The organism is Halomonas sp. MMH1-48 (assembly GCF_022348105.1).
Taxonomy (GTDB): Bacteria; Pseudomonadota; Gammaproteobacteria; order Pseudomonadales; family Halomonadaceae; genus Vreelandella; species Vreelandella piezotolerans.
This window is the reverse complement of record NZ_JAKRFL010000001.1, coordinates 105,495-129,113: the sequence shown is the minus strand read 5'-3', so window position 1 is coordinate 129,113 and position 23,619 is coordinate 105,495. Positions and strand designations below refer to the sequence as shown.

The following is a 23,619-nucleotide window of genomic DNA, read 5'->3' as shown; positions in this document are numbered from 1 at the left end:
CATGTCCGATACGCCGATCCATTTAGACGACTTGCGTCAACGTATCGACCAGTTGGATGGCGATATTCTGCGCTTGATCAGTGAGCGAGCGAACTGTGCTCAGCAGGTCGCTCATGTGAAGCTTGCTCAAGATAAAGATGCCGTCTTCTATCGTCCTGAGCGGGAAGCGCAGGTGCTGCGACGCATCATGGCGCTGAACAAGGGACCGCTGGACTCCGAAGAGATGGCTCGCTTGTTCCGTGAAATCATGTCGGCCTGCCTCGCGCTAGAGCAGCCGGTCAAAGTGGCTTACCTTGGCCCAGAAGGCACGTTTACCCAGCAAGCCGCGCTGAAGCACTTTGGTGAAAGCGCGGTCAGCTTGCCCATGGCCGCGATCGACGAAGTGTTTCGTGAAGTGGAAGCGGGCGCGGTGAATTATGGCGTCGTCCCGGTGGAGAACTCCACCGAAGGCGTCGTCAATCATACGCTCGACACCTTCATGGATTCGTCCATCAAAATTTGTGGCGAAGTGGTGCTGCGTATTCATCATCATTTGTTGATCAGCGAAACCACGCGTCAAGACAAAGTATCGCGGATCTATTCGCATCCGCAGTCATTTGGCCAGTGCCGCAAATGGTTGGACGCGCATTATCCCCATGCCGAGCGTGTGCCGGTGTCGTCCAACGCAGAAGCAGCGAAGCTAGTGAAAACCGAGTGGCACAGCGCTGCGATTGCTGGGGACATGGCCGCCAAGCTTTACGGTTTGGAGCGCATCGCCGATAAAATCGAAGACCGTCCGGATAACTCCACGCGCTTTTTGATCATCGGCAATCAAGATATTCCCATGTCGGGTGAAGACAAAACCTCCATCGTCGTGGCCATGCGTAACCAGCCGGGTGCGCTGCACGACCTGTTGGAGCCTTTTCATCGTCATAAGATCGATTTAACGCGTATCGAAACGCGCCCGTCACGTACGGGGGTTTGGAACTACGTTTTCTTCATCGATTTCAAAGGCCACCGCGACGAGCCACAAGTGGCGGCGGTACTAGAAGAGGTGCGCCTGCGCGCATCCGAGCTTCGCGTGTTGGGCTCCTACCCTCAGGGCGTGCTGTGACAGTGTCGGCGCGCTCGAGTAAGCACACTCCTTGCCTCGAATCACGTGTGCTGATCGTGGGTCTTGGATTGATAGGAGGGTCATTGGCCGCTGCGCTTCGCGTCGACGGCTATCAGGGCCATATCGTGGCCTGCGATCCCAATCCAGATGAGATCGCGCTCGGCATCGAGCTTGGGGTCGTCGATTCTGGGGGCACTCGGCTTGACGAGCTGCTCGAGGGCGTCTCAATGGTCGTCCTGGCAGTGCCTGTGCTGGCTATGGAGAGCGTCATGGCCCAGTTGGCCGCGGCGCTCCCTCGTGCGGCTCGCGACGTCGTCATTACCGACGTGGGCAGTACCAAGGCAACGATCCGCGAGTGTGCCGAGCGGGTCTTTGGCAGCATGCCGCCGAACATGGTGCTAGGTCATCCTATCGCAGGGTCCGAAAAGAGCGGTGTGGCGGCGGCCAACCCCACGCTGTATGTGAATCATAAGGTGATTTTGACACCGGAGCCCAACGTCGACGAGCAGGCGCTGATGCGAGTAGAAGCGTTATGGCTGGCCTGTGGCGCGGACGTTCTCCACATGAGTGTGGAGCGCCATGACCAAGTATTGGCGCGCACCAGCCATCTGCCCCACCTGTTGGCCTTTTCCCTGGTGGACACCCTAGCGCGTCAGGATGAGCGGCTGGATATTTTTCGTTATGCCGCAGGCGGGTTCCGAGACTTCACGCGCATTGCGGGCAGCGATCCGGTCATGTGGCGGGATATTTTCATTGCCAACCGAGAGGCAGTGCTATCGTCGCTAGATGATTTCGAGGCCGGTCTAAAGCGTCTGCGTCAAGCCGTGGAGGAGGGGGATAGCGATGCACTCATCGCCACCTTCGACCGGGCCAGTCATGCGCGTCACTATTTCGATACGTTATTGAACAAAACCAGTTATCAGGCGGAATATCATATGCAACCACACGGTAAAGTGACTTATCGGGTGCAGCCAGGCGGCAAGGCGCAGGGGCGCCTGCGCGTGCCGGGCGATAAATCCATGTCCCACCGCTCGATCATGCTAGGTGCTCTGGCCGAAGGCGTGACGGAAGTCAAAGGCTTCCTGGAGGGCGAAGATAGTCTGGCCACCTTGCAGGCCTTTCGTGAAATGGGGGTGGCCATCGAAGGCCCCCACCAGGGACGCGTGACCATTCACGGTGTTGGTATGCACGGTCTCAAGGCGCCGGCAGGCCCGCTGTATGTAGGTAACTCTGGCACCGCCATGCGCCTGTTTGCCGGGCTGCTGGCGGGTCAGGCGTTCGATAGCGAATTGACTGGCGATGAGTCGCTCACCAAGCGTCCAATGGGCCGAGTGGCCGACCCGCTGCGCCTGATGGGCGCAATGATCGAGACCGCCGAAGGCGGTCGCCCGCCGCTGAAAATCCACGGTGGCAAAGCGCTGAAAGGCATTCACTACGATATGCCCATGGCCAGCGCCCAAGTGAAGTCTTGTCTGCTGCTCGCGGGGCTTTATGCCGAGGGCGAAACCCGTGTGCGTGAGCCGGCGCCGACCCGTGACCATACCGAACGCATGCTCAATGGGTTTGGTTATGAGGTGTCCCGTGAAGGCGATACCTGCTGGCTGCAAGGCGGTGGTCGACTCACTGCAGGGCCCATCGACGTTCCCTCCGATATCTCTTCGGCGACGTTCTTTCTCGTCGCGGCTGCGATTACGCCAGGTTCCGATATCGTTTTGGAGCACGTGGGCATCAATCCGACGCGGATTGGCGTTATTAATATTTTGCGGCTCATGGGCGCTGATTTAACGCTTCAAAACGAGCGCGAAGTGGGAGGCGAGCCGGTTGCCGATATTCGTATTCGTTACGCGCCTTTGAAAGGCATCGATATTCCCGTCGATCAAGTGCCGCTGGCCATCGATGAGTTCCCCGCGCTGTTCATTGCGGCGTCCAATGCGTACGGGACGACGCGCCTGCGCGGCGCAGAAGAGCTTCGCGTGAAGGAGTCCGACCGTATTCAGGCAATGGCCGATGGCCTTGCGGTGCTTGGCGTTGAACATACGGTGGTAGAGGATGGTATCGACATTGTCGGTAACGGCAATGACAGTGGCCCGAGCTATGGCGGTGGTCGTATCGATAGTCTGGGCGATCACCGTATTGCCATGGCGTTTGCCATTGCGTCGCTACGTGCGGGTGCCGAGATCATCATCGATGACTGTGCCAACGTGGCGACCTCGTTCCCCGATTTCGTCGCGCTCGCTCAACGGATTGGGATGAGCATCGAGGTGGAGGGTGCCAATGACCACTAAGGTACCTGTGCTGACGATCGATGGCCCCGGCGGTGCCGGTAAAGGCACGATTAGCAGCCTCGTGGCCGAGCGGTTGGGTTGGCATCTGCTGGATAGTGGGGCGCTTTATCGTTTGACGGCGCAAGCCGCCGTCAAACATGGCGTCTCGTTGGAGAATGAGGCGGCACTGGCGAGTATCGCGGCATCGTTGGATGTCGAGTTTCCGGTAGAGGATGGCTTGCCTTGCACGCTCTTAGAGGGTGAGGACGTTGGTCGCGCCATCCGTACAGAGCAAGCCGGTGAACGCGCCTCCAAGGTGGCCGCTTTGCCGCAAGTGCGTTCGGCACTGCTCCAGCGCCAGCGCGATTTTTGTCAAGCTCCTGGGCTCGTGGCAGATGGGCGCGATATGGGAACGGTCGTCTTCCCCGATGCCCCCTTGAAGATTTTTTTGACGGCCAGTGCCGAAGAACGGGCACGCAGACGGTATCTACAGTTGCAGGAAGCAGGGGTGGATGCTAGTCTGTCGAGTCTTTTAAAGGAGATTCAGGCACGCGATGCACGCGACACGCAGCGCAGTGTGGCTCCTCTCAAGCCGGCAGACGATGCCATCACGCTTGATACCACGCGCCTGAGCATACCGGAAGTGGTTGATCGGCTGACCGAACTGCTTGCCCAACTCGGCATGGCTGACGGCATTTGATTCTCCCTTGCGGCGTTTTTGGAAAGGTGTCACGACGTGGCAGGGCGACAGCCTCATCTCAGTGAGCCCGGTCAGGTCTAACCAGCGCTAACGCTTCCAAAAGCTGAGTGACATTAGGCCCGTACTCGCTGGTGGTACGGAGAAGGCAGTTATGCCTCAACAACGTTGATCACGTAGGAAAACCATGAGCGAAAGCTTTGCTGAACTGTTTGAACAGTCTCTTAACGACATCAACATGGAGCCAGGCGCCATCGTCGCGGCTCAGGTTGTCGACATTGACGGTGACTGGGTTACCGTTAACGCGGGTCTGAAGTCCGAAGGACAAATTCCTGCGGCACAATTCCGCGATGAAAACGGTGAACTGACCATCGCCATCGGTGACGACGTTCACGTTGCATTGGAAGCCGTCGAAGATGGTTTCGGTGAAACACGTCTGTCCCGTGAAAAAGCCAAGCGTGCAGAAGCTTGGAAGATTCTGGAAGCAGCCTTCGAGAAAGACGAAATCGTCAAGGGCGTGATCAACGGTAAAGTCAAAGGCGGCTTCACTGTCGACGTCGACTCTATCCGTGCCTTCTTGCCGGGCTCTCTGGTTGACGTTCGTCCGGTTCGTGACACTGCGCACCTGGAAAATAAAGAGCTGGATTTCAAAGTCATCAAGCTCGATCCGAAGCGCAACAACGTCGTCGTATCGCGTCGTGCCGTGCTGGAAGCAGAAAACAGCGCCGAGCGTGAAGCGCTGCTGGCCACTCTGCAAGAGGGTCAGCAAATCAAAGGTATCGTCAAGAATCTGACCGATTACGGTGCCTTCGTTGATCTGGGCGGCGTCGATGGCCTGCTGCACATCACCGACATGGCGTGGAAGCGCATCAAGCATCCGTCTGAAATCGTTGCCGTTGGCGACGAAATCAACGTCAAAGTGCTGAAGTTCGACCGTGAGCGCAACCGCGTATCACTGGGTCTGAAACAGCTGGGCGAAGATCCGTGGGTCAACATCAAAGACCGTTACCCGGAAGGCACCAAAGTGCACGCGGTCGTCACTAATCTGACGGACTACGGTTGCTTTGCTGAGCTGGAAGAGGGTGTCGAAGGTCTGGTTCACGTGTCCGAAATGGACTGGACCAACAAGAACATTCATCCGTCTAAAGTCGTTCAAGTGGGCGATGACGTTGACGTGATGGTTCTTGATATCGACGAAGAGCGTCGTCGTATTTCTCTGGGTATCAAGCAGTGCACTGCTAACCCGTGGGAAACCTTCAACGCCGAGTACAACAAGGGTGACCGTGTTTCCGGTACCATCAAGTCCATCACTGACTTCGGTATCTTTATCGGTCTTGAAGGCGGTATCGACGGTCTAGTTCACCTGTCCGACATCTCCTGGACTGAAACAGGCGAAGAAGCCGTTCGTAACTTCAAGAAGGGTGATGAAGCAGAAGCGGTTATTCTGTCTATCGACCCGGAGCGCGAGCGCATCTCCCTGGGTATCAAGCAAATGGATTCCGATCCGGTTGCCGAGTACCTGTCTGTCAACGACAAGGGCAGCATCGTGACTGGCCGCGTTGTGGAAGTTGACGCCAAAGAAGCGCACGTTGAGCTGGCGACAGACGTTATCGCTATCCTCAAAGCCTCTGAAATCAGCGCTGACCGTGTTGAAGATGCACGCAACGTTCTGAATGAAGGCGACAGCGTCGAAGCGCGCATCGTGAGTGTCGATCGTAAGAGCCGTCAGATCAATCTGTCGGTGAAAGCGAAAGAGCAAGACGATACTCGTCAGAACTTGAAAAAACTGCGTGAGCAAGAGCCGGAAGCTGCCGGCGGCCCGACGACCATCGGTGATCTGATCAAGCAGCAGATGGGTCAAGACTAATTCATTAGTCTATTGCCTATGAAAGCGCCGCCCCTAAGGGCGGCGTTTTTTTTAGCAAACATTTATTTTGTCTCGTTCTGAGTGTTTGTTCGTTATTAATCGCGGTGTTTTTTTGAAAAAGTGGCTTTAAGCGTTACCTCGTTGTCGAAGTTGTCGCTTAAAAAAATGTTTAGTAAGTAGGTCAAAATCAACTAGACTGTTGTCAATTAGCATAATTAAGGCAATAATGTCATCGCATCCTGAACTCGTCGGTATTGAGTTGTCCAGCTGAATACCATTGCCGTTGAATCTAAGCAGAAAGGGACCCCTCATGTCTTTGTTAAACGACTACATCCAGAAAGAACAACAGCTCAAGCAGCTACAAGAAGAGTTGCAGCGCTTAGAAGGTGATCAGCGTCTTAAGAGCGAGCTAGAATTTAAAGCTAAACTTGAAGCATTGATGAACGAGTTTGGTAAACGTCCTGCCGACGTCATTGCGCTGCTCGACCCTTCAGCGGACCAGCGTGTCAATGCTAAAGCACCTGCCTCTGCCTCACGCCGCAAGCGTCGTTTGAAGATTTACAAGAACCCGCACACGGGCGAAGTCATCGAAACACGTGGCGGCAACCATAAAGGCCTGCGTAGCTGGAAAGACGAACACGGTGACGATACCGTCGAGTCTTGGCTCGTTCGTATGGAAGATTAAGGTCGCCGTACCGGCACTTCTGCAAAGAAGTGCCGGATTTGCTTAAAGGGTAATGAAAGAACGACGTGCCAAAACGCTATAAGCCCTGGCAGTACTCTAAGGGAACGCGTAGCTCTAAATGACTTGGGTGCCATAGCACTCTTGGTGGCTCGCCGCTGATTTGAAACGCCTCTTCTTGTTGAGTGACGCGACAGAGGGTGGAAGCCAATACATCAGAAAGCTGTTCGAATTGCTCAAAGCGACTGCTGGCATAGTGTTGAGCAGGCGAGTCTACCCTTCGATAAGCCAATGGAAGTGCCAAATTTTCCATGGTTGCTGTGGGTTCTAAATAGAGGCCAACATCGGTTCTTGCTTTGCTATGGTGCTGTGACGTATCTAATGCAGACACGGTGTCGGCCAGTAGGTCTGGCAAAGCAACGGTCGGCGTGGCACGTCCCAGCTGTGCCTCAAAGCAGCTTAGGTGACTAGCGTGGTGTTTTTTGTTTCCCAGCCCTAAGATGGTGTCGGGCGCTTCATAGACACGCATAAAAACGGCCTGGCGCGGGCGGCTCTTCTCTATAGAAGTGATAAACTGATGTCGATGGGCAGTCAAATGTCGCATACCGCTGAGTGCCTGGCGATAATGCCGTGGCGTTAGCTGGTAGCGTCTTTGAAAGGCTCTCGAAAAAGAAGAGTGATTGACGTACCCGCAACGTAAGGCGATGCGAGCTATATGATGCGACGTCAGCGATAATAAAACGGCGGCGCGCTCCAAACGACGTTGCTCTCGGTAAGCACTTGGGGATAGATGAAAGCATTGTCGAAATTGTCGGCGTACCTGCGATGCGGAATAGCCCAGGTGATTGGCTAAGTCTTCGATACTCAATGATTGATCGAGCGTGTCCTGTAGCCAGATTTCAGCTCGTGACATGGCAATGAACATTATCTGGCCTCCTATGCGTCAGTCATACAGGTCAGTATTTGCCTGTAGAGCACCGTCCCGGTGCGTATGGTGCAAGTGCTGGTAGCTCTTCAGCCCAATTCTCTGTGCAGAATGTTGAGGAGAGAGCTAATATTCATGGCGTCGATAGCGCAAAATGTCACCATTGATACGCTATCGGTAAACCACTGTTACCGATTAGTGTTGCTAGAACGGTATTGTCTTTATGCTGCTAAGCTCAAGCAAAGGCAAGTTTGCTCTGCATGTTTACGCGTTTGTGCACAGTTTTTCGTGAGATTGACCTATTAGGCAGACGTATCGACCATTTCTGTAAGGTGTAAATGAAACATCAATGAAATATCAAAAGGTTCAAAAGCAACTGGATGAGCGTGAAAAGCTACGTAAATTTCGTGAGCTGGATGACGCCTTTGCGCAAGCACTGCGTCAGTTGGACGATCCTGATAGTGATGTTGATATCCCCACTGGGCCGCCTGTGCGCTCGTTAGAGGCACTTGAAGCGGATGATCAGGCAGCGCACGAAAGAACGCAGCAAGCGCGCTTTGCAGAGCGCCTGACAGCGCTCATGATCGAATACGGTCAGTCAGACCGTGAAGTGAAAGAGCTCATCGAGACGCTACTTGCTTACGGTTTATGGGAAATAGATCAGTTACCGGAGGTAAAAAGTGATCCACTAGCGGTAGCGGTAAACGCGTAAGCTAGGCAAAAACACATCACTTTCTAACTTTTCATCCCGCCGTTTGGCTCGTGTTCGGTGTGCAGGTGGTTCTGAAGGAGGCGCCTTTATGTGTGGCAGGCGTCCTTCGTGGGCAGGCACGATCAGCGGCATGGCAATATTTAGCGCCCGCCGCGTGTGTCCGTCTTCGAGAGGCTCTGTATAAAAGAGGTTAGCCCGCATCAAAGGCGCCTGATTCTGTACCTGAGCCAATGGCTCACTACTGGGAATGCCAGCGAGCTTACGTAGCTGTATGCGAACGTGCGGGGCATCGCTATCGAGCTGCAATAGCTTCTGCTCTGCTTGCTGGACAGTAATGCGTTTGATGGAGCGTCCGCTGCTGTACCACGCTAACCGAACTCGCGCGACAGGCGCATCGGCAATGGGAAGTTGACGCCAGCACTGTTTTAAATGTAAGCGCGCCATCCCCCCTTGGCGTAGCACACTATCGACCCCTGGGTGACGTTGAGGAAGGCGTCGTTTTACTTCACTGAGCCCACTTGGCTGACTTTGCTTGATCCGTTGCAGTAGGGCCCTAATGGTGCTCTTGACCGTATTAACCGCGTTGAAGGCGTCCATCAGTGGCTCATCTGCGGCAATGAGGGCAATGTAATTACGTGTTTCTCGCCCGTCTTGATCTTGCTGATGCCACATGTCGAGCAGTGCGTTCCTCAACCAATGGGGATCACTGGTGCCTTCCAAATGCCATGTCGGAGGTGTGCGGGTTTCATAGAGCGTTGCAGCACGATGAATGGCCGCCGTTAGCTGGTCGAAGTGAGCATCCAGTTCATGCAGCAACCGGTAGTGCGCAGGCGTGGCGTTAGGCATGGGCAAGGGGGCGACTCAAGTGAGTGGTGCGTCTTTATCGGCTTGCGCCAAAAGCGTTTCGATATCGGCCTCATCCATGGCGGACTCTCCAGATATACGGTGCGACTCTTCAGCCCAAGCCCCAAGATCGAGAAGTTGGCACCGTTTACTGCAAAAAGGACGATAAAGACTATTGGGTTCCCAAACTACCCGTTTGCTGCACTGCGGGCAATCGACCTCTAGAGGGGCGTCATTGGCGGGAATCGTCACAGGGTAAATCTCCTTCAAGTTATAGGGTCTCGATACTGCCGGTCCAGTGCGAGCACTTGGCGGCGGGTGTCGTCACGCCCCCGGCTATTATCGATAATATCGTCGGCACGAGCGCATCGCTCGTCGCGGGGTAGTTGGGCGGCGAGAATAGCACGCACCTGCTGTTCGCTCACATGATCCCGGGCCAACGTGCGCGCAATCTGCTCGGCTTCGGAGACATCTACGACGAGCGTGCGATCTACTAGCGCGTCCTGCCCGGATTCGAAGAGCAGTGGAGAGACAAGCAACACATAAGGCGAATGAGCCCCTAGCCGCGTTAGGTGCTCAACCAACCGTTCACGGATGCGTGGATGGGTGATGGATTCCAACCAAACACGCTGGTTGGCGTCTTCAAAAACGATGTCGCGCAGTGCGGCTCGGTGCAGGGTGCCGTCTTCGTGCATTACCTCGGGGCCAAAGCGTTCGATGATGGCATCGAGCGCTGGCTCGCCAGGCGCCACGATGTCACGCGCTACGTCATCGGCATCCACCCAGCCTATCCCTAACTCTCCGAACAGGCGGGCAACGGTCGATTTGCCTGAGCCAATACCGCCAGTAACGCCAATAATCATGTCATCCCTTGAGTGAAAAGTGACTATGTCGGTCAGTAGAGCAAAGCCAAATAGAGCGCCATGAGATCATCCCCCACGAGCAAGCCCACCCAACCCGCCAATGCCAAAAAAGGCCCAAAAGGCATGGCTTGGCCACGTAGCCTAGGCATCAGCATTTGGACCACTAGGCCAATGAGCGCCCCGAGTCCTGCCGATACGATAAGCAATAGGGGAAGCATACTCCACCCTAACCACGCGCCCAATGCGGCTAGGAGTTTGAAGTCCCCGTAACCCATGCCCTCTTTGCCCGTCACGAGCTTGAAGAGCCAATAAAAGCTCCACAACACGAGATAGCCAGCCATCGCTCCCAGTACAGCACTCGATAGCATGACGGGCTGGTACAGAAGTTGGTAGGCCAATCCTGCCCACAGTAGCGGCAGTGTCAACATGTCTGGCAGCAGATAAGTACGCAAATCGATGACTGCCAATGCCAGCAGTGTCATGCAAGCAGCGTAGATCCACAGGCTCGATAGTTGCCAGCCATGCAGTGCCAGAATGGTAACTGCCAGCACGCTTCCGATGAGTTCAACGATGGGGTACTGAGGGCTAATACGCGTTTGACAGTGCGCACAGCGCCCGCGGCGTTTTAGCCAACCGATCAGTGGCAGATTGTCGTGCCATGCAATCGCGTGCTCGCAACGAGGACACATCGAGGGTGGGTAAGCGAGATTGAAACGCGGGGTAGACTCTGTTGGTTGTTCTAGCGAAGCGAGCGCCTCGTTTCGCCACTGTCGCATCAGCATGACCGGCAGTCGGGTGATCACCACATTCAGAAAGCTACCCAAACATAGGCCCATCATTCCTGCAAAAAACGTCAATAGTAGTGGCGGTAAACCCATGGTGCTCCTAACAGATTGAGTGGCGCGCTTTATAGCGCCGTGCCGATTTCGAAAATGGGCAGATACATCGACACTACGACACCGCCAACCAGGGCGCCAAGCACGACAATGATGATGGGCTCCATGAGTGACGTCAGCGCGTCGACTTTATTATCGACTTCCTCTTCGTAATAATCTGCTACGCGGTTGAGCATTGCATCGAGCGAACCGGCCTCTTCACCGATGCTCACCATTTGAACGGCGAGGGCGGGGAAACGGTTCGTCATCCGCATGGCAAAATGTAGCTGCTGGCCCGTCGTCACATCCTGGCGCACTTCATTGATGGCTTTGATATAAACACGATTATCGGCCGCTCCGGCGGCGGTTTCTAGCCCCTCGATCAGCGGTACCCCAGAAGCAAAGGTCGTGGCAAGCGTGCGCGTGAACCGCGACACCGCAGATTTATGCATGATATCGCCAATCACCGGGAGCTTCAGTAGCAGGGCATCGAGCCGATACGCCACCTTGGGAGAGCGGCGAGAGGCCGTTTTCAACAGCATGACGCTGCCGACGAGGAAACCCAAAGCGTGCAGCCAGTACTGCTGGGCCAGATCAGAGAGATTGACGGTGAATTGTGTCAATGCGGGTAGCTCGGCGCCAAAACCTTGAAACATGCTTTCGAACTCAGGTACCACTTTGATCAGCAGCAGCATGGTTACCCCCACGCCGATGGCCATGACCGATGTGGGATACCAAAGGGCTTTTTTAACCCGGTTTTTGAGCGACTCGACTTTCTCTTTGTAGCTGGCGATGCGTTCGAGCATCTGATCGAGCGCGCCAGCCTGTTCACCAGCATCCACCAAATTGACGAACAGACGGTCGAACTGCTTGGGGTGTTTGGCCATGGCGCTGGAGAGACTGTCCCCCGAGGAAACGTCTTCCATGATGTGTTGTGTCAACGCGACCATTGCAGGCTTCTTCAAGCTTTCCGACACGGCCTGAAGTGCCTGCAAGATAGGAATGCCAGCCCGCACCATGGTCGCCATTTGGCGAGCGAAGACCATGATATCGACATTGGTGACTTTGCCTCGTCCGCTGAAGCTGCTGCGTTTTTGAATTTTGCTGGCCACGATGCGCTGTTTCGCCAGCTGCTCGACGATCTCGGCTTTGGTGCGACCAATCAGCTCGCCTCGCATGGGGCGATCCTGCGGACCTTTGCCCGCCCACTTCCAGCGATGAAGCGGCGCGGGTTTGTTGGCGCGGCGTGCCTTGGCTTTAGCCATGGGCGGCGTTACTCCTTGCTGATACGATTGACTTCTTCCAGGCTGGTGCTGCCATCCAGAACTCGGCTCAAGCAGCTCTGACACAGGCTAGGGTAACCTTCGCGGCGTGCCTGCTGGTCGATCTCGATAGCGTTGCCATCGCGCATGATCAGTTGGCGCATGTCATCGGTAATCGGCACCACCTCGTAAACGCCTAAACGCCCTTTGTACCCCTGGGTGCACTGCTTGCAGCCCACCGCTTTATAGATCGTCGCGTTGCGGATATCTTGCTGAGTGAAGCCTGCTTTACGAAGCGCCTCCGCCGGAATGTCGGCTGGTGTTTTACACTGATTACACAGTTTGCGTGCTAGTCGCTGTGCAATGATCAGGCTGACCGAGCTGGCGATGTTATAGGTAGCCACCCCCATGTTCGCGAGACGGGTCAGCGTTTCCGCCGCCGAGTTGGTATGCACGGTAGAGAGCACCAGGTGGCCGGTTTGGGCCGCTTTGACCGCAATTTCTGCGGTTTCCAAATCGCGAATTTCCCCCACCATGACCACATCTGGGTCTTGGCGCAGAAATGCGCGCAGCGCACTGGCAAAATTGAGCCCGATTTTAGGCAGCACGTTGACCTGGTTGATGCCCGATACTTTGATTTCGACCGGATCTTCAGCGGTGCAAATATTGCGTTGAACTTGGTTCAAGATATTGATGCCGGTGTAGAGCGTCACCGTTTTACCGCTACCCGTTGGTCCCGTCACCAAAATCATTCCTTGGGGCTTTTTCAACGCATACTCATAGGCGGCCTGCTGTTCAGGACTAAAGCCGAGCTGGTCGATCCCGAGCTGAGCGGACGTAGGATCCAAAATCCGCAGTACGACTTTTTCCCCCCATACCGTGGGTAGCGAGTTCACCCGAAAGTCGATAGAGCGGGTCCGCGACAGTTGCAGCTTCAAGGCGCCATCTTGTGGCAAGCGGCGCTCTGAAATATCCAGTCGAGACATGATCTTCAAGCGGGCCGCAATGCGATCTCTTAACGCAAAAGGGGGCCTTGCGATTTCAAGGAGCATTCCGTCGATACGAAAACGAACTCGATATTGTGCCTCATAGGGTTCGAAGTGAATGTCTGATGCTCCTCGACTGATCGCATCGAGCAAAATTTTGTTAACAAATTTAACGACAGGTGCGTCTTCACTGTTTTGCTCGGCTTTGTCTAAAGCGACTTCATCGCCATCCGCATTCTGAATAATGTTTAAGGCGCTTACTGCGTCGTCCACATTTTCTAGCTCATCGAGCATGCTCCGTTCGTTTTGGGCTAGATACTGCACTAGCGTGTCGCGCAGTTGGTCGGCAGGGGCTAGAACGCCATCCACACTCAGCCCTGTGGCGAACTGCAGCTCATCGAGCTGGGTCAATGTGGCCGGGTAGGGTACGGCGACGGTCAGGCGGTGACCGTGACGAGCCAGAGGCAAAATATCCAGCCGCTCGAGTATTTTGACGGGGTAGTCGCTGGCAGGCGGTAGTGCGCTGACACGTATGGCTTCGAGATCCACCACCGGCAAGCCATATTCCCACGCAGCCGCCACCGCTGCGGCATCCGCATCGACCAGGCTACTATCGATGACATGTTGCAGTAGCGATATCTCGAGTTCAGCCGCCGTGGTCTCTGCAACGGTCGCTTGCGCATCCGTTAAAAGACCATGCTTGACCAGGCGCTTAGCAATGCCTCGCAACCCTCCATTGAGGGCCGCATGGCTAAGCGTCGACTCTGGGGCGGTTTGGCTCATGGCGTACTCGGAAGCTAAAGAATCGTGCTGAGAGTTGTACCATATTTGCCTGACATGAGGTACTGACGAGGTGCTGGCAACGTACCGAAATAGGCTGAAAAAAACGTCGATGAACAGTTGAGAAACCTGGTTGCCAACCCTAAGGCGGTAGGCTAGTGTAAGCCGTATGTGAGGCCCAGGTTCACTTACCTTTGGTCTGCTGATGACTCTAACACTGCAAGGGAACCCCGCAATGCAAACAACCCAATCCAACCAGCCCCGTCGCTTCAAGCAGCAGGGCTTCACTCTTATCGAGCTGCTGATCGTGGTAGCGATTATTGGCATTTTGGCAGCGGTAGGTGTGCCCCAGTACCAAAACTACTTAGATAGGTCGTCGGTAGCAGCCTGCCAGTCAGAGCTTGCCTCATTTCGAGGAGCTGTTCTCTCTGCGAGTGCACTTGAAGGAAGCACGACTTACTCTGAATATTCTAGTGATCTAAACTTCGATTTTAACTCATGTGCTACCGCAGACAACACTGATCTTACTGCTGATACAGCTCTCACCGCACTTGCAGATGCCTTTGTGCTAGGCACAACTACTACTGATGAGGGGACGACTTCTAATATTAGCGTCACCGTCTCAACAAATCGTGCAAATGCCGACGATATACTTGTGGAGAATGGCCGAATTTCAATCGCTGGCAGTTGACATATTGCTGAATTTAATCAAGCCGCTCAATCGAGCGGTTTTTATTATGCGGCAGCTAAATGTGTATGAATGCTAGGCTTGGTTTCTCATTGATTGAATTACTCGTTGTTATCGCCATTATCTCCATTCTTTCTGGGCTTGGCATGCCTGCTTACTTGGCTAACCTGGATCGTTCTGCCTTCAGCGCCTGCCAGCAAGAGCTAAGCATCTTTAAAGCCCGCGTATTAGCAACGGATCACCTGGAAGATGCCCTTGAACCATACCGCTTCGCAGCCTGTTCCGTAGGCGAAACTGGCCAGCCTACTCAGTTGGCTGTTGCCGATGCTTTACGCGGTGTATTCGAGGGCGATGCCACTTCCCTTGTGCTGAATACCCAGCGCTCAGACGTTCAGGCCCGCATCACGAGCCAAGGCATGGTCGAGCGCGTTGTCACACGTTGATCATGAAGGTGCGTGACTACTCCGGACTCTTCATACAAGTTCGCGAACTTTACACACTCCCTGCGTAATTCCCGCCTACACTCATGGTTTCTTCAGGTAACGTTAATATCGGGAGCCAACCATGAAACCACTTTCTCTAGCAGTGCTCCTTGGCACGCTATGCTGGCACGGCCTGGCGAGTGCTCAGCCTGCGCATGCCCCCGCCCATGGCGCCCGTGGCCATCAGGAGCAGCAGGCGGGTCAGAATGGTCGTGAACATCGTCACGAACAGCGCCATGAATATCGCCGTGATCGCGAGCATCGCTCGGAGCGTTATATTGATCTGCCGCGTATCAACGAGCGGGAGTTGCTCGGCCTGCTGCGCCAGTACGAGGCCCCCCGCGCCGAGCCGCTGCCGCCCGGCATACAGCGCCGCCTGGAGCGGGGCAAGCCGCTGCCGCCCGGGATTGCCAAGCGTTTCGATGGCCCCATTGCGCAGCAGCTGCCGCGCTACCCCGGCTATGAGTGGGAGCGCGTCGGAGCAGACGTGGTGCTCATCGAAGCCGCTACGCGGGTGGTGGTAGATATATTGGTAGACGCGCTGCGTTAACGAACTGTTGGAGCGTGTTGAGGTTAGTCGCTTGAGCGAGCGTTCATGGTAATGCCATTGGCTAGCGCTTATGCTGATCTATCTATTGACTCATCCATGGTTCGTTAGAAGAGGCAACCTGATGGCAGCGTATACCCTGGAAGCGCGTCTGGCGCTGGCAATTACCATCGCTGAAGAGGCGGGACAGATGATCCGCGAGGCGCGCGAGCAGCAGAACTTCGCCCAACGGCTTAAAGACGGCATGGAGCTGGTCACCGATGTCGATGTCGCCGTCGACCAGCGAATCAGTCAGCGCCTGGAAGAGCACTTTCCCGGTGAGGCAAGGCTGAGCGAAGAGCTGAGCCCCGAACAGGCGCTCTACCATCCCGCCGAACAGCTGTGGGTCGTGGACCCTATCGATGGCACGGTGAACTTTGCCCAGGGCCAGCGCCATGTAGCGGTGTCGATTGGCTGGATCGAGCAGGGCGTGGGCAAGGTGGGCGTCGTTCACGCCCCGTTTCTGAATGAAACCTTCAGCGCAGCCGAGGGGCTGGGTGCCTACTGCAACCAGCGGTCTATCCAGCCCAGCAGTGCCGAATCGCTGGCCAGCACGCTGGTAGGCACCGGGTTTCCCTATGACAAGCAGGCCCGCAAGGCTCTGCTGCCGCGTTTCGAAGCCGTATTGACCCACTGCCAGGACATCCGACGCAACGGGGCGGCGGCGCTGGATATCTGCGATATTGCCTGTGGGCGCCTGGATGCCTATTACGAAACCGTATCCCCTTGGGATTTTGTGGCAGGCTGGGTGATTGCCCGGGAAGCCGGAGCACGCGTGGGACATTTGGTCGAGGTGCCGGAAGGCATTCCTGCCGACCTTTTTCCAGAGCAGCTGTTGGTAACTGCCCCCGGTGTGTACGATGCCATGGCGGCGCTGCTGGCAAGCGTGGACCGCTAGCCTGACGGGTGCTTTTCAGCACAGTACGGCAACCATTTGAAAAGAAAGCGCAAAAAGGGCTTTTCATTTGGCTAATAAAGCGCTAGTATACGCACCGTCTTGAGGCAAATGCCAAACAGACCTCGGAGTGTGGCGCAGCTTGGTAGCGCGTTGCAATGGGGTTGCAAAGGTCGCAGGTTCGAATCCTGTCACTCCGACCAATACTGAAAAGCCGCTTCGTTTATCGAAGCGGCTTTTTTGTGTTTCACTCAACATAAAAACAGGCCCCGTTTCAGGGCCCGCCGGGTAATAAAAGGATTAGCGGTGACTGTCGCTAGGGGAGTTGGGCTGCCGAGGCGTGCTTCTTCCTGACATCGGTGTGGAAGCGCCCGGTGGACGCTTCCGCTGCCCGCGTAAGTCATTCCAGGCTGCTTTGGCTTTCTGGCGATTGGCTGGCTTGCGAAGCCAGTTGACGAGGGCCATCACTATCCATTTCCTCATAGAAACCTCCGGGTTTCCTGTGCGCCAATTATCGGTCTCCGGTTCTCAGCTCTGCGTCACGATACTGTATGTGTGAAACGTCATCAGCAGCGCGATGACTATCCCTGCGCTTTGTGATCGGCGAGCGCTGCCGCCACGGCCTCTTCCCATTGACCGGCGGTAATGCCCCAGTGCTCCATTTCTGCTTGATCGGGAGCGCCTTCTGCGGCGCTGTTGAGCTCCTCGGGGGAGTTACGCTCGAAACAGTGCTTGGCGAAGGCTTTAGTTTTACCGTCTTGCAGTTGGTCGATCATTTCCATATCGAATTTCTCTCCTTGAGACGCGGTGATATGACTCCATGGCCGACGGCGATGTGTGGTCGTCGAACTCAGGCTTAGTGTAGCGGCAATTGGGCTACTCTGCAGAGAGAAGGAAGCTGTCGATCATGCCCAATACGTATCGATGATGATTTTCAATGCAATACTGGCTAGCAGGCACATGATCAGGTTATCGAACCAGCGATGTGGCAAGCGCTTACCTAACCGAGCACCCAAAGGCATGCCAGTGAGAATCACTATCAGCGCACCCAGGCTGTAGAGGGTGCGTTCAGCCGTCAGAATGCCTGCGCTTAGAAGGGCAGGAATTTGCACCAGGGTGATGGCGACGAAGAATACCGAAATGGACCCGATGAAGACGCGTCGCTCCAGTCGCATGGCGTTTAGGAAAGTGACCGATGCCGGTGCGGACATTCCTGCGGCGCCTTGAAGCACTCCCGCCAACAGGCCAACGGGAAGAGCGATGCGTTCGGCCACGGATAAAGGTAGCGTGGCCGAACGTTTGGAAAGTTTGATGGCAAGATACATGGCAATGGCGCCCGCGACTCCCAGCGAGAGATAGTCTGGGGAGATGACGACGAGCCCCCAGGTGCCGAGAACGATGCCTACGCCGCCAGCGATGGCGAACGTCAACAAAAAGCGCCAGGGCAAAAGGGAGTGGCGGTATTGCCATACCTGAAGGGCATTGCTCAATAAATTAGGCGCAACCAACACCGCAATGGCCAATTTGACATCGTAGAGCATGGTCAGCACTGGGACGACGACAACGGGGACGCCGGAGCCGATCGCACCTTTGATAATGCCAGCAATGACAAGAGTAAGCAGAGCTATGATCACGGTCAGAACCTGTCGGTAGGCACCGATGTGCCTGCCTGGGCGATAGTGCTATTTCAGCACGTAGCAGGGCGTGTAGGGCTGCCCATCCAGTTTCATACGGCCTTGAGCAACAAACGAGCTGAGCAGGGCGTCCAGTCGCTCCATGAGCGCCGGTTCGGCGGTCAGCACGAATGGGCCATGGGCTTCGATGGCTCGGATGCCAGGTTCTTTGACATTACCTGCCACGATGCCAGAGAAAGCACGGCGGAGGTTGGCGGCTAGCTCATGCGTGGGCTGCTGGCGGTGGAGTGCTAGCGCACGCATGGCGTCGTGAGTGGGCTCGAAGGGGGCTTGAAACTCACGCGCGATGGTCAAGCGCCAGTTGTAATAGAACGCATCCTGGTGTTGGCGGCGGAAATCGGCAATTTGATCGATGCCCTCACGCATTTTACGCGCGACCGCCACCGGGTCGCCGGTAATGATGGTGTAATAGCGGCGGATCTCCTCTCCCAGCGTGTAGACCAAGAACTCGTCGATTTTCTGGAAATAGGCCGCCGAGCTGGCTGGGCCGGTGAAGACGAGCGGAAAAGGAATCTCTTTGTTGCTGGGGTGCAGCAAAATGCCCAGCAGGTAAAGGATCTCTTCGGCGGTGCCCACGCCGCCGGGAAAGACGATGATGCCATGGCCTAGCCGAACGAACGCCTCCAGGCGCTTCTCGATGTCGGGCATGACCACCAGTTCGTTGACGATGGGGTTGGGGGCTTCGGCGGCGATGATACCCGGCTCCGAAATACCCAGGTAGCGGCCATCTTTACGGCGCTGTTTGGCATGCGCCACGTTGGCACCTTTCATGGGGCCTTTCATTGCGCCGGGGCCACAGCCGGTGCAAATGTCCAAATCGCGCAACCCAAGGTGGTAACCCACATCCTTGGTGTACTCATACTCTTCGCGAGAAATCGAATGGCCACCCCAGCACACGACTAGACTCGGGTCGCGGCCCGGTTTGAGTGTGCCCGCCTTGCGCAGGATGTGGAACACCGCGTTGGTCGTGCCTTCGCCGGTGGTTAGGTCAAAACGGTTATGTTGCTGAATCTCGTTATAGACGTAGACGATGTCGCGAATGATCGACGAGAGATGTTCACGAATACCGCGAATCATGCGCCCATCCACGAAGGCTTCAGCGGGGGCATTAGTCAGCTTCAGCCGAATGCCCCGGTCTTGCTGTAGGACCTCGATATCGAAGTCTTTGTAGGCTTCGAGGATCGCCAAGCTGTCATCGGTGGGGCTGCCGCAATTGAGAACAGCTAGCGCACATCGGCGCAATAAATCGTGCAAACCACTTTTGGACGTGCTCTTCAGCCGGTTGACCTCATGCTGAGAGAGGACTTCAAGGCTGCCTTCGGGAGAAATAATGCTGGAAATCGTGGCACGAGGCGCTGGGGTCTGCGTCATTAGTTGAACTATCCCTAAGTGTGTTCATAACGAGCCTGCATACTAGCACGCTGCTTGGTACGGTTCAGCAGTGGGTCCTGCGACCGACCCCGCGGGGTTTATGCTACTCTAGGCCAGCGGCGCGTACGGTAGGCCGAACCGCGACGGTGACGTTAGTACGCCAAAGAGCGGCTAACGATGATGGATAATGAGGATGTTGTTCGAACCCTATGTTTAATGCCCAATATTTTCGGACGTTTATAACGTTGGTGGAAACTGGCAGTTTCACACGAACGGCGCGTCGCCTAGAAATGACGCAGCCAGGGGTTAGCCAGCATATTCGCAAGTTGGAAAGCTATCTGGGCAAAACGCTGCTCGAGCGTCGTGGTAGGAGCTTCACACTGACCGAATCGGGACGTCGTGCCTACGACTATGCGTTAAAGCTGTTTGCCGAGCATGAGCAATTTCGCCATGGTCTCGATGATGATTCGCTGGATAGCGGCGAGTGCCGCATCGCCTCGCCCGGCAGTGTGGGACTGATGTTCTATCCCTATATTCTAGGGCAGCAACAGATGCATCCCAATCTCACGGTCAATTACAGCTTTGCGTTCAACCATGAGATCGTCAACGACCTGTTAGAAGGGCGGTACGACATCGGTATTGTGACCGAGCAGGTCAATCATCCAGAGCTTACCTGTACGGTATGGCATAAAGAGCCGCTTTGCTTGGTGGTGCCCGCTGACTTTGCAGGCAGTACGCTATCGGAGCTAATGGGCATTGGCTTCATCAATTACTACGACGGTATCAATCACGCCAACGCGCTGTTGCGCGCGAATTACCCCGATGATTTTCGCTCCATGACACACTTTCGCCATCAGGGCTTCACTAATGAGGTCAGCATGGTGTTGGACGCCGTAGCACGTGGGTTGGGCTTTACGGTGGTGTCGCGCCTAGTGCTCGAAACATCGCCTTGGCAGCGGCAGGTCAAGGCGTTAGCGCTGCCGCAAGCGATTAATGAAGTTCTCTATCTATTGCGCCGCCAAGACTCCGTGTTGCCTAAGCGCTATGAAAAACTGCTGAACGGTTTTCACGACCAGCGTCTTCAAGAAACGACGCCCCTGGTACCCGAATAACGGGCCAGGGGCGCTATTGGCTGCTAAACGTTCAAGCGTTATTGGCGATATTCGTCGATACTAGGGCACGAGCAGATCAATTGGCGATCGCCAAAGACGTTGTCGACCCGGTTCACCGAAGGCCAATATTTAGACGCCATCACCGCTTCGGTAGGGAAGGCACCAAGCTGACGGTCGTAGGGCCGTTGCCAGGTGCTATCCATCAGGTCGGCTTGCGTATGTGGCGCATTCACCAGCGGGTTGTTATCCAGCGGCCACTCACCGCTTTCAACCCGGGCAATCTCTTCACGAATCGCAATCATGGCATCGCAGAAGCGGTCAATTTCATAAAGCGACTCTGACTCCGTCGGCTCGATCATCAGCGTGCCCGGCACCGGGAACGACATGGTCGGCGCGTGGAAGCCATAATCCATCAAGCGCTTGGCGATATCCTCTTCACTAATGCCAGAGGCGCTCTTTAGCGGACGGATATCGATGATGCATTCGTGAGCGACCGTGCCGTTCTGACCGCGATAGAGAATCGGGTAGGAGGCTTCTAAACGCTTGGCAATGTAATTAGCGTTGAGAATGGCCAACTCGGTAGCCTCGCGCAGACCACGGGCTCCCATCATCTTAATGTACGCCCATGAAATCGGGAGAATGGACGCACTGCCGAAAGCCGCCGCCGAGACCGCGCCGCTGTCTGGATTGACACCGTTAATGGGCGTCACCACATGGTTGGAGACGAACGGAGCAAGGTGCGCTTTCACACCGATGGGGCCCATGCCGGGGCCACCGCCGCCGTGGGGGATGCAAAACGTTTTGTGCAGGTTGAGGTGAGAAACGTCACCACCGAAGTCACCAGGGCGGGTTAGGCCCACTTGGGCATTCATGTTTGCTCCATCGACATACACTTGTCCGCCATTCCGGTGTACCACGTCACATACCTTGCGAACGTGAGATTCGAATACGCCGTGCGTCGATGGATAGGTAATCATGACCGCTGAAAGACGCTCGCTGTGCTGTTCGGCTTTGCGGGTCAAATCGTCTAAGTCGATGTTGCCGTTTGCATCACATTCGACGACGACCACTTCCATGCTGAGCATGGCGGCAGAGGCAGGGTTCGTGCCGTGTGCCGAGCTAGGAATCAAGCAGACGTCACGGTGCGCTTCACCTTGTGCTGCTTGGTAACGGCGAATTGCCAGCAGGCCCGCGTACTCCCCCTGGGCACCCGAGTTGGGCTGCATCGAGATGTGGTCATAGCCGGTGACTTCGACCAGAAACGCCGCCAATTCATCGATCATTTGATGATACCCCGCCACTTGGTCGCGGGGCGCAAACGGGTGCAGGTTGGCAAACGCAGGCCAAGAGACAGGAATCATCTCGCTCGTCGCATTGAGCTTCATGGTGCACGACCCCAGCGGAATCATGGCGTGGGCTAGCGACAAATCTTTGTTTTCGAGACGCTTTAGGTAACGCAGCATTTCGGTTTCGCTGCGATAGCGCTTGAACGTTGGGTGCGTCAGGAAATCGCTGTTTCGCTGGTACGCCGTTGGAATCCCACTTAGCTGCTCGGCAACGACCTGCTCATCTAGTGCGGAAACCGCCAAACCATGCTCATCGCCCAGCAGAACGTCGAAAAGGGCGGCGACATCGTGAGCAGTGGTCGTTTCGTCCAGGCTGATGCCTACGTCACCATTGGCGAAATAGTGCAAGTTGATGTCGTGGGTCATGGCGCGGCCATGAAGTTTACCCGCGTCCACCTGCGTGAGGCGCAGCGTATCGAACCACGTGTCGTTGGCTAGCTGAACGCCTGCGCGCTTCAAGCCGGTTGCCAGCACCGTGGTGAGGCGGTGCACGCGGCCAGCAATTTTTCGCAGACCTTCAGCCCCATGATAGGTAGCGTAGAAACCAGCGATATTGGCCAGTAGCGCTTGCGCGGTGCAAATGTTCGAGGTCGCTTTCTCACGACGAATGTGCTGCTCGCGGGTCTGCATGGCCATACGTAGCGCCGTTTTGCCTCGGCTGTCTTTGGAGACGCCGATGATTCGCCCTGGAATCGACCGCTTGAGTTTGTCGGAGGTTGCGAAGAAAGCGGCATGTGGCCCACCAAAGCCCATAGGCACACCAAATCGCTGCGAGTTACCGACGACGATGTCTGCGCCCATTGCGCCCGGCTCTTTGAGGAGTACCAGGCTGAGCAAATCGGTCGCTACACATGTCATGATACCGCGCGCTTGCGCCGCCTCGAGCATTGGGGCGAGATCGATAACGCGGCCGCTAGCAGAGGGGTACTGCACCAGTGCTCCAAATACATCGTGCTCGGCAAGGCGCTCGGCAGGAGCGATGATCAGTTCGAAGCCGAAGAACTCTGCGCGGGTCTTCACGACGTCTAGCGTTTGCGGAAAGAGGTCGTCGGCGACGAAAAAGGCGTTCGACTTGCTCTTTTTGTTGCCACGCTTGCAAAGCGCCATGGCCTCTGCGGCGGCCGTGGCTTCATCCAGCAAGGAGGCATTGGCCAGTTCCATACCGGTCAGGTCCATGATGACCTGCTGGAAATTGAGCAGGCCTTCCAGGCGGCCCTGAGAAATTTCCGGCTGGTAAGGCGTGTAGGCGGTATACCAGCCTGGGTTTTCCAGCACGTTTCGCTGAATCACTGCTGGCATGTGGGTGTTGTAGTAACCCTGGCCAATATAGCTCTTGGTGACGCGGTTTTGACGGGCAAGCTGGCTCAAGTACTCCAACGCTTCCGCTTCACTGCGGGGGTCGTCAAGGGCAAGTTCACGACCAAGCCGAATATCGCTTGGCACGGTTTGCTCGATCAGGTCTTCCATGCGCTGCATGTTGAGCGCTTTTAACATGGTGGCGACATCGTCGGGGCTTGGCCCGTTATGGCGTTTGATAAAAGCATCGTGGTCGGCCAATTCGGCCAAACGGCGTGATTCGAAAGGCATGGGGAGATT

The 23,619-nt window shown here is 55.7% G+C and carries 22 protein-coding genes and 1 tRNA gene; 12 read left to right on the top strand and 11 right to left on the bottom strand.

The features are described 5' to 3' along the window. The first annotated feature begins 1 nt into the window (after nucleotide 1). The 5 genes from pheA to MHM37_RS00630 all read left to right on the top strand — a co-directional run bounded on the left by pheA (nucleotide 2) and on the right by MHM37_RS00630 (nucleotide 6,606). Entirely contained in the window at nucleotides 2–1,093 is a 1,092-nt protein-coding gene (gene pheA / locus MHM37_RS00650) for a prephenate dehydratase (protein ID WP_139527444.1), read from the top strand. A gap of 2 nt (nucleotides 1,094–1,095) precedes the next feature. Beyond that, complete coding sequence (locus MHM37_RS00645; RefSeq protein ID WP_239295774.1) at nucleotides 1,096–3,378, top strand: bifunctional prephenate dehydrogenase/3-phosphoshikimate 1-carboxyvinyltransferase; 2,283 nt, start codon at nucleotides 1,096–1,098, stop codon at nucleotides 3,376–3,378. After that, complete coding sequence (cmk, locus tag MHM37_RS00640; protein WP_239295720.1) at nucleotides 3,368–4,057, top strand: (d)CMP kinase; 690 nt, start codon at nucleotides 3,368–3,370, stop codon at nucleotides 4,055–4,057. The genes MHM37_RS00645 and cmk overlap by 11 nt, the downstream gene beginning before the upstream one ends. A gap of 184 nt (nucleotides 4,058–4,241) precedes the next feature. Then, nucleotides 4,242–5,921: a 30S ribosomal protein S1 gene (gene rpsA, locus MHM37_RS00635; protein ID WP_139527448.1), complete on the top strand. Its 1,680-nt coding sequence runs from the start codon at nucleotides 4,242–4,244 to the stop codon at nucleotides 5,919–5,921. 310 nt (nucleotides 5,922–6,231) lie between these two features. Beyond that, the gene (locus MHM37_RS00630; protein WP_139527449.1) at nucleotides 6,232–6,606 is read left to right on the top strand and encodes a histone-like nucleoid-structuring protein, MvaT/MvaU family; all 375 of its coding nucleotides are present in this window, start codon (nucleotides 6,232–6,234) and stop codon (nucleotides 6,604–6,606) included. 76 nt (nucleotides 6,607–6,682) lie between these two features. Here the strand turns inward: MHM37_RS00630 and MHM37_RS00625 are convergent, their stop codons facing one another. Beyond that, nucleotides 6,683–7,528: a helix-turn-helix transcriptional regulator gene (locus tag MHM37_RS00625; protein ID WP_139527451.1), complete on the bottom strand. Its 846-nt coding sequence runs from the start codon at nucleotides 7,526–7,528 to the stop codon at nucleotides 6,683–6,685. Nucleotides 7,529–7,877: 349 nt separating this feature from the next. Between MHM37_RS00625 and MHM37_RS00620 the strand changes: the two genes are divergently transcribed. After that, on the top strand, nucleotides 7,878–8,240 hold the full coding sequence (locus tag MHM37_RS00620; RefSeq protein ID WP_239295721.1) for a hypothetical protein: 363 nt from the start codon (nucleotides 7,878–7,880) through the stop codon (nucleotides 8,238–8,240). On the opposite strand, the gene MHM37_RS00615 is transcribed toward MHM37_RS00620, so the two are convergent. Genes MHM37_RS00615 through pilB form a run of 6 tightly spaced genes read right to left on the bottom strand, consistent with a single transcriptional unit; the run spans nucleotide 8,217 to nucleotide 13,852 of the window. Continuing rightward, on the bottom strand, nucleotides 8,217–9,086 hold the full coding sequence (locus MHM37_RS00615) for a DNA replication terminus site-binding protein (RefSeq protein WP_139527751.1): 870 nt from the start codon (nucleotides 9,084–9,086) through the stop codon (nucleotides 8,217–8,219). The two genes, MHM37_RS00620 and MHM37_RS00615, sit on opposite strands and share 24 nt — an antisense overlap. Nucleotides 9,087–9,101: 15 nt before the next feature. After that, complete coding sequence (gene yacG / locus MHM37_RS00610) at nucleotides 9,102–9,335, bottom strand: DNA gyrase inhibitor YacG (RefSeq protein ID WP_139527455.1); 234 nt, start codon at nucleotides 9,333–9,335, stop codon at nucleotides 9,102–9,104. Between the two features lie 14 nt (nucleotides 9,336–9,349). Continuing rightward, nucleotides 9,350–9,946 (bottom strand): dephospho-CoA kinase, encoded by a 597-nt coding sequence (gene coaE / locus MHM37_RS00605; protein WP_219861042.1) that lies wholly within the window; start codon nucleotides 9,944–9,946, stop codon nucleotides 9,350–9,352. Nucleotides 9,947–9,978: 32 nt separating this feature from the next. Further along, entirely contained in the window at nucleotides 9,979–10,824 is an 846-nt protein-coding gene (locus tag MHM37_RS00600; protein ID WP_239295722.1) for an A24 family peptidase, read from the bottom strand. Nucleotides 10,825–10,853: 29 nt separating this feature from the next. Continuing rightward, nucleotides 10,854–12,086 (bottom strand): type II secretion system F family protein, encoded by a 1,233-nt coding sequence (locus MHM37_RS00595; RefSeq protein WP_139527461.1) that lies wholly within the window; start codon nucleotides 12,084–12,086, stop codon nucleotides 10,854–10,856. 8 nt (nucleotides 12,087–12,094) lie between these two features. Then, nucleotides 12,095–13,852, bottom strand: a complete 1,758-nt coding sequence (gene pilB / locus MHM37_RS00590) for a type IV-A pilus assembly ATPase PilB (RefSeq protein WP_239295723.1) — start codon at nucleotides 13,850–13,852, stop codon at nucleotides 12,095–12,097. 232 nt (nucleotides 13,853–14,084) lie between these two features. On the opposite strand from pilB, the gene MHM37_RS17055 reads away from it, so the two are divergent. The 5 genes from MHM37_RS17055 (at nucleotide 14,085) to MHM37_RS00565 (ending at nucleotide 16,703) form a co-directional block, all read left to right on the top strand. Next, nucleotides 14,085–14,540: a prepilin-type N-terminal cleavage/methylation domain-containing protein gene (locus tag MHM37_RS17055; protein WP_275437024.1), complete on the top strand. Its 456-nt coding sequence runs from the start codon at nucleotides 14,085–14,087 to the stop codon at nucleotides 14,538–14,540. 59 nt (nucleotides 14,541–14,599) lie between these two features. Beyond that, nucleotides 14,600–14,980, top strand: coding sequence for a prepilin-type N-terminal cleavage/methylation domain-containing protein (locus MHM37_RS00580; RefSeq protein WP_343218236.1), 381 nt, complete (start codon nucleotides 14,600–14,602; stop codon nucleotides 14,978–14,980). 121 nt (nucleotides 14,981–15,101) lie between these two features. Next, nucleotides 15,102–15,569, top strand: coding sequence for an anti-virulence regulator CigR family protein (locus tag MHM37_RS00575; RefSeq protein WP_239295725.1), 468 nt, complete (start codon nucleotides 15,102–15,104; stop codon nucleotides 15,567–15,569). A gap of 121 nt (nucleotides 15,570–15,690) precedes the next feature. Then, the gene (locus MHM37_RS00570; RefSeq protein WP_239295726.1) at nucleotides 15,691–16,503 is read left to right on the top strand and encodes an inositol monophosphatase family protein; all 813 of its coding nucleotides are present in this window, start codon (nucleotides 15,691–15,693) and stop codon (nucleotides 16,501–16,503) included. A 123-nt stretch (nucleotides 16,504–16,626) separates the two neighbouring features. Continuing rightward, nucleotides 16,627–16,703: transfer RNA gene (locus tag MHM37_RS00565), tRNA-Pro, on the top strand. 378 nt (nucleotides 16,704–17,081) lie between these two features. On the opposite strand, the gene MHM37_RS00560 is transcribed toward MHM37_RS00565, so the two are convergent. The 3 genes from MHM37_RS00560 to ppnN all read right to left on the bottom strand — a co-directional run bounded on the left by MHM37_RS00560 (nucleotide 17,082) and on the right by ppnN (nucleotide 19,565). Further along, nucleotides 17,082–17,282, bottom strand: a complete 201-nt coding sequence (locus MHM37_RS00560; protein ID WP_139527470.1) for a hypothetical protein — start codon at nucleotides 17,280–17,282, stop codon at nucleotides 17,082–17,084. Between the two features lie 123 nt (nucleotides 17,283–17,405). Next, entirely contained in the window at nucleotides 17,406–18,134 is a 729-nt protein-coding gene (locus tag MHM37_RS00555; RefSeq protein WP_239295727.1) for a sulfite exporter TauE/SafE family protein, read from the bottom strand. Nucleotides 18,135–18,182: 48 nt separating this feature from the next. Then, nucleotides 18,183–19,565 (bottom strand): nucleotide 5'-monophosphate nucleosidase PpnN, encoded by a 1,383-nt coding sequence (ppnN, locus tag MHM37_RS00550; protein ID WP_139527473.1) that lies wholly within the window; start codon nucleotides 19,563–19,565, stop codon nucleotides 18,183–18,185. 209 nt (nucleotides 19,566–19,774) lie between these two features. Here ppnN and MHM37_RS00545 point away from each other — a divergent pair, with 209 nt between their 5' ends. After that, on the top strand, nucleotides 19,775–20,677 hold the full coding sequence (locus MHM37_RS00545) for a LysR family transcriptional regulator (protein ID WP_219861036.1): 903 nt from the start codon (nucleotides 19,775–19,777) through the stop codon (nucleotides 20,675–20,677). A gap of 38 nt (nucleotides 20,678–20,715) precedes the next feature. Here the strand turns inward: MHM37_RS00545 and gcvP are convergent, their stop codons facing one another. After that, nucleotides 20,716–23,610 carry an aminomethyl-transferring glycine dehydrogenase gene (gene gcvP / locus MHM37_RS00540; protein ID WP_239295728.1) on the bottom strand — a complete coding sequence of 965 codons (2,895 nt, stop codon included), beginning with the start codon at nucleotides 23,608–23,610 and terminating at the stop codon, nucleotides 20,716–20,718. Nucleotides 23,611–23,619: the final 9 nt, after the last annotated feature.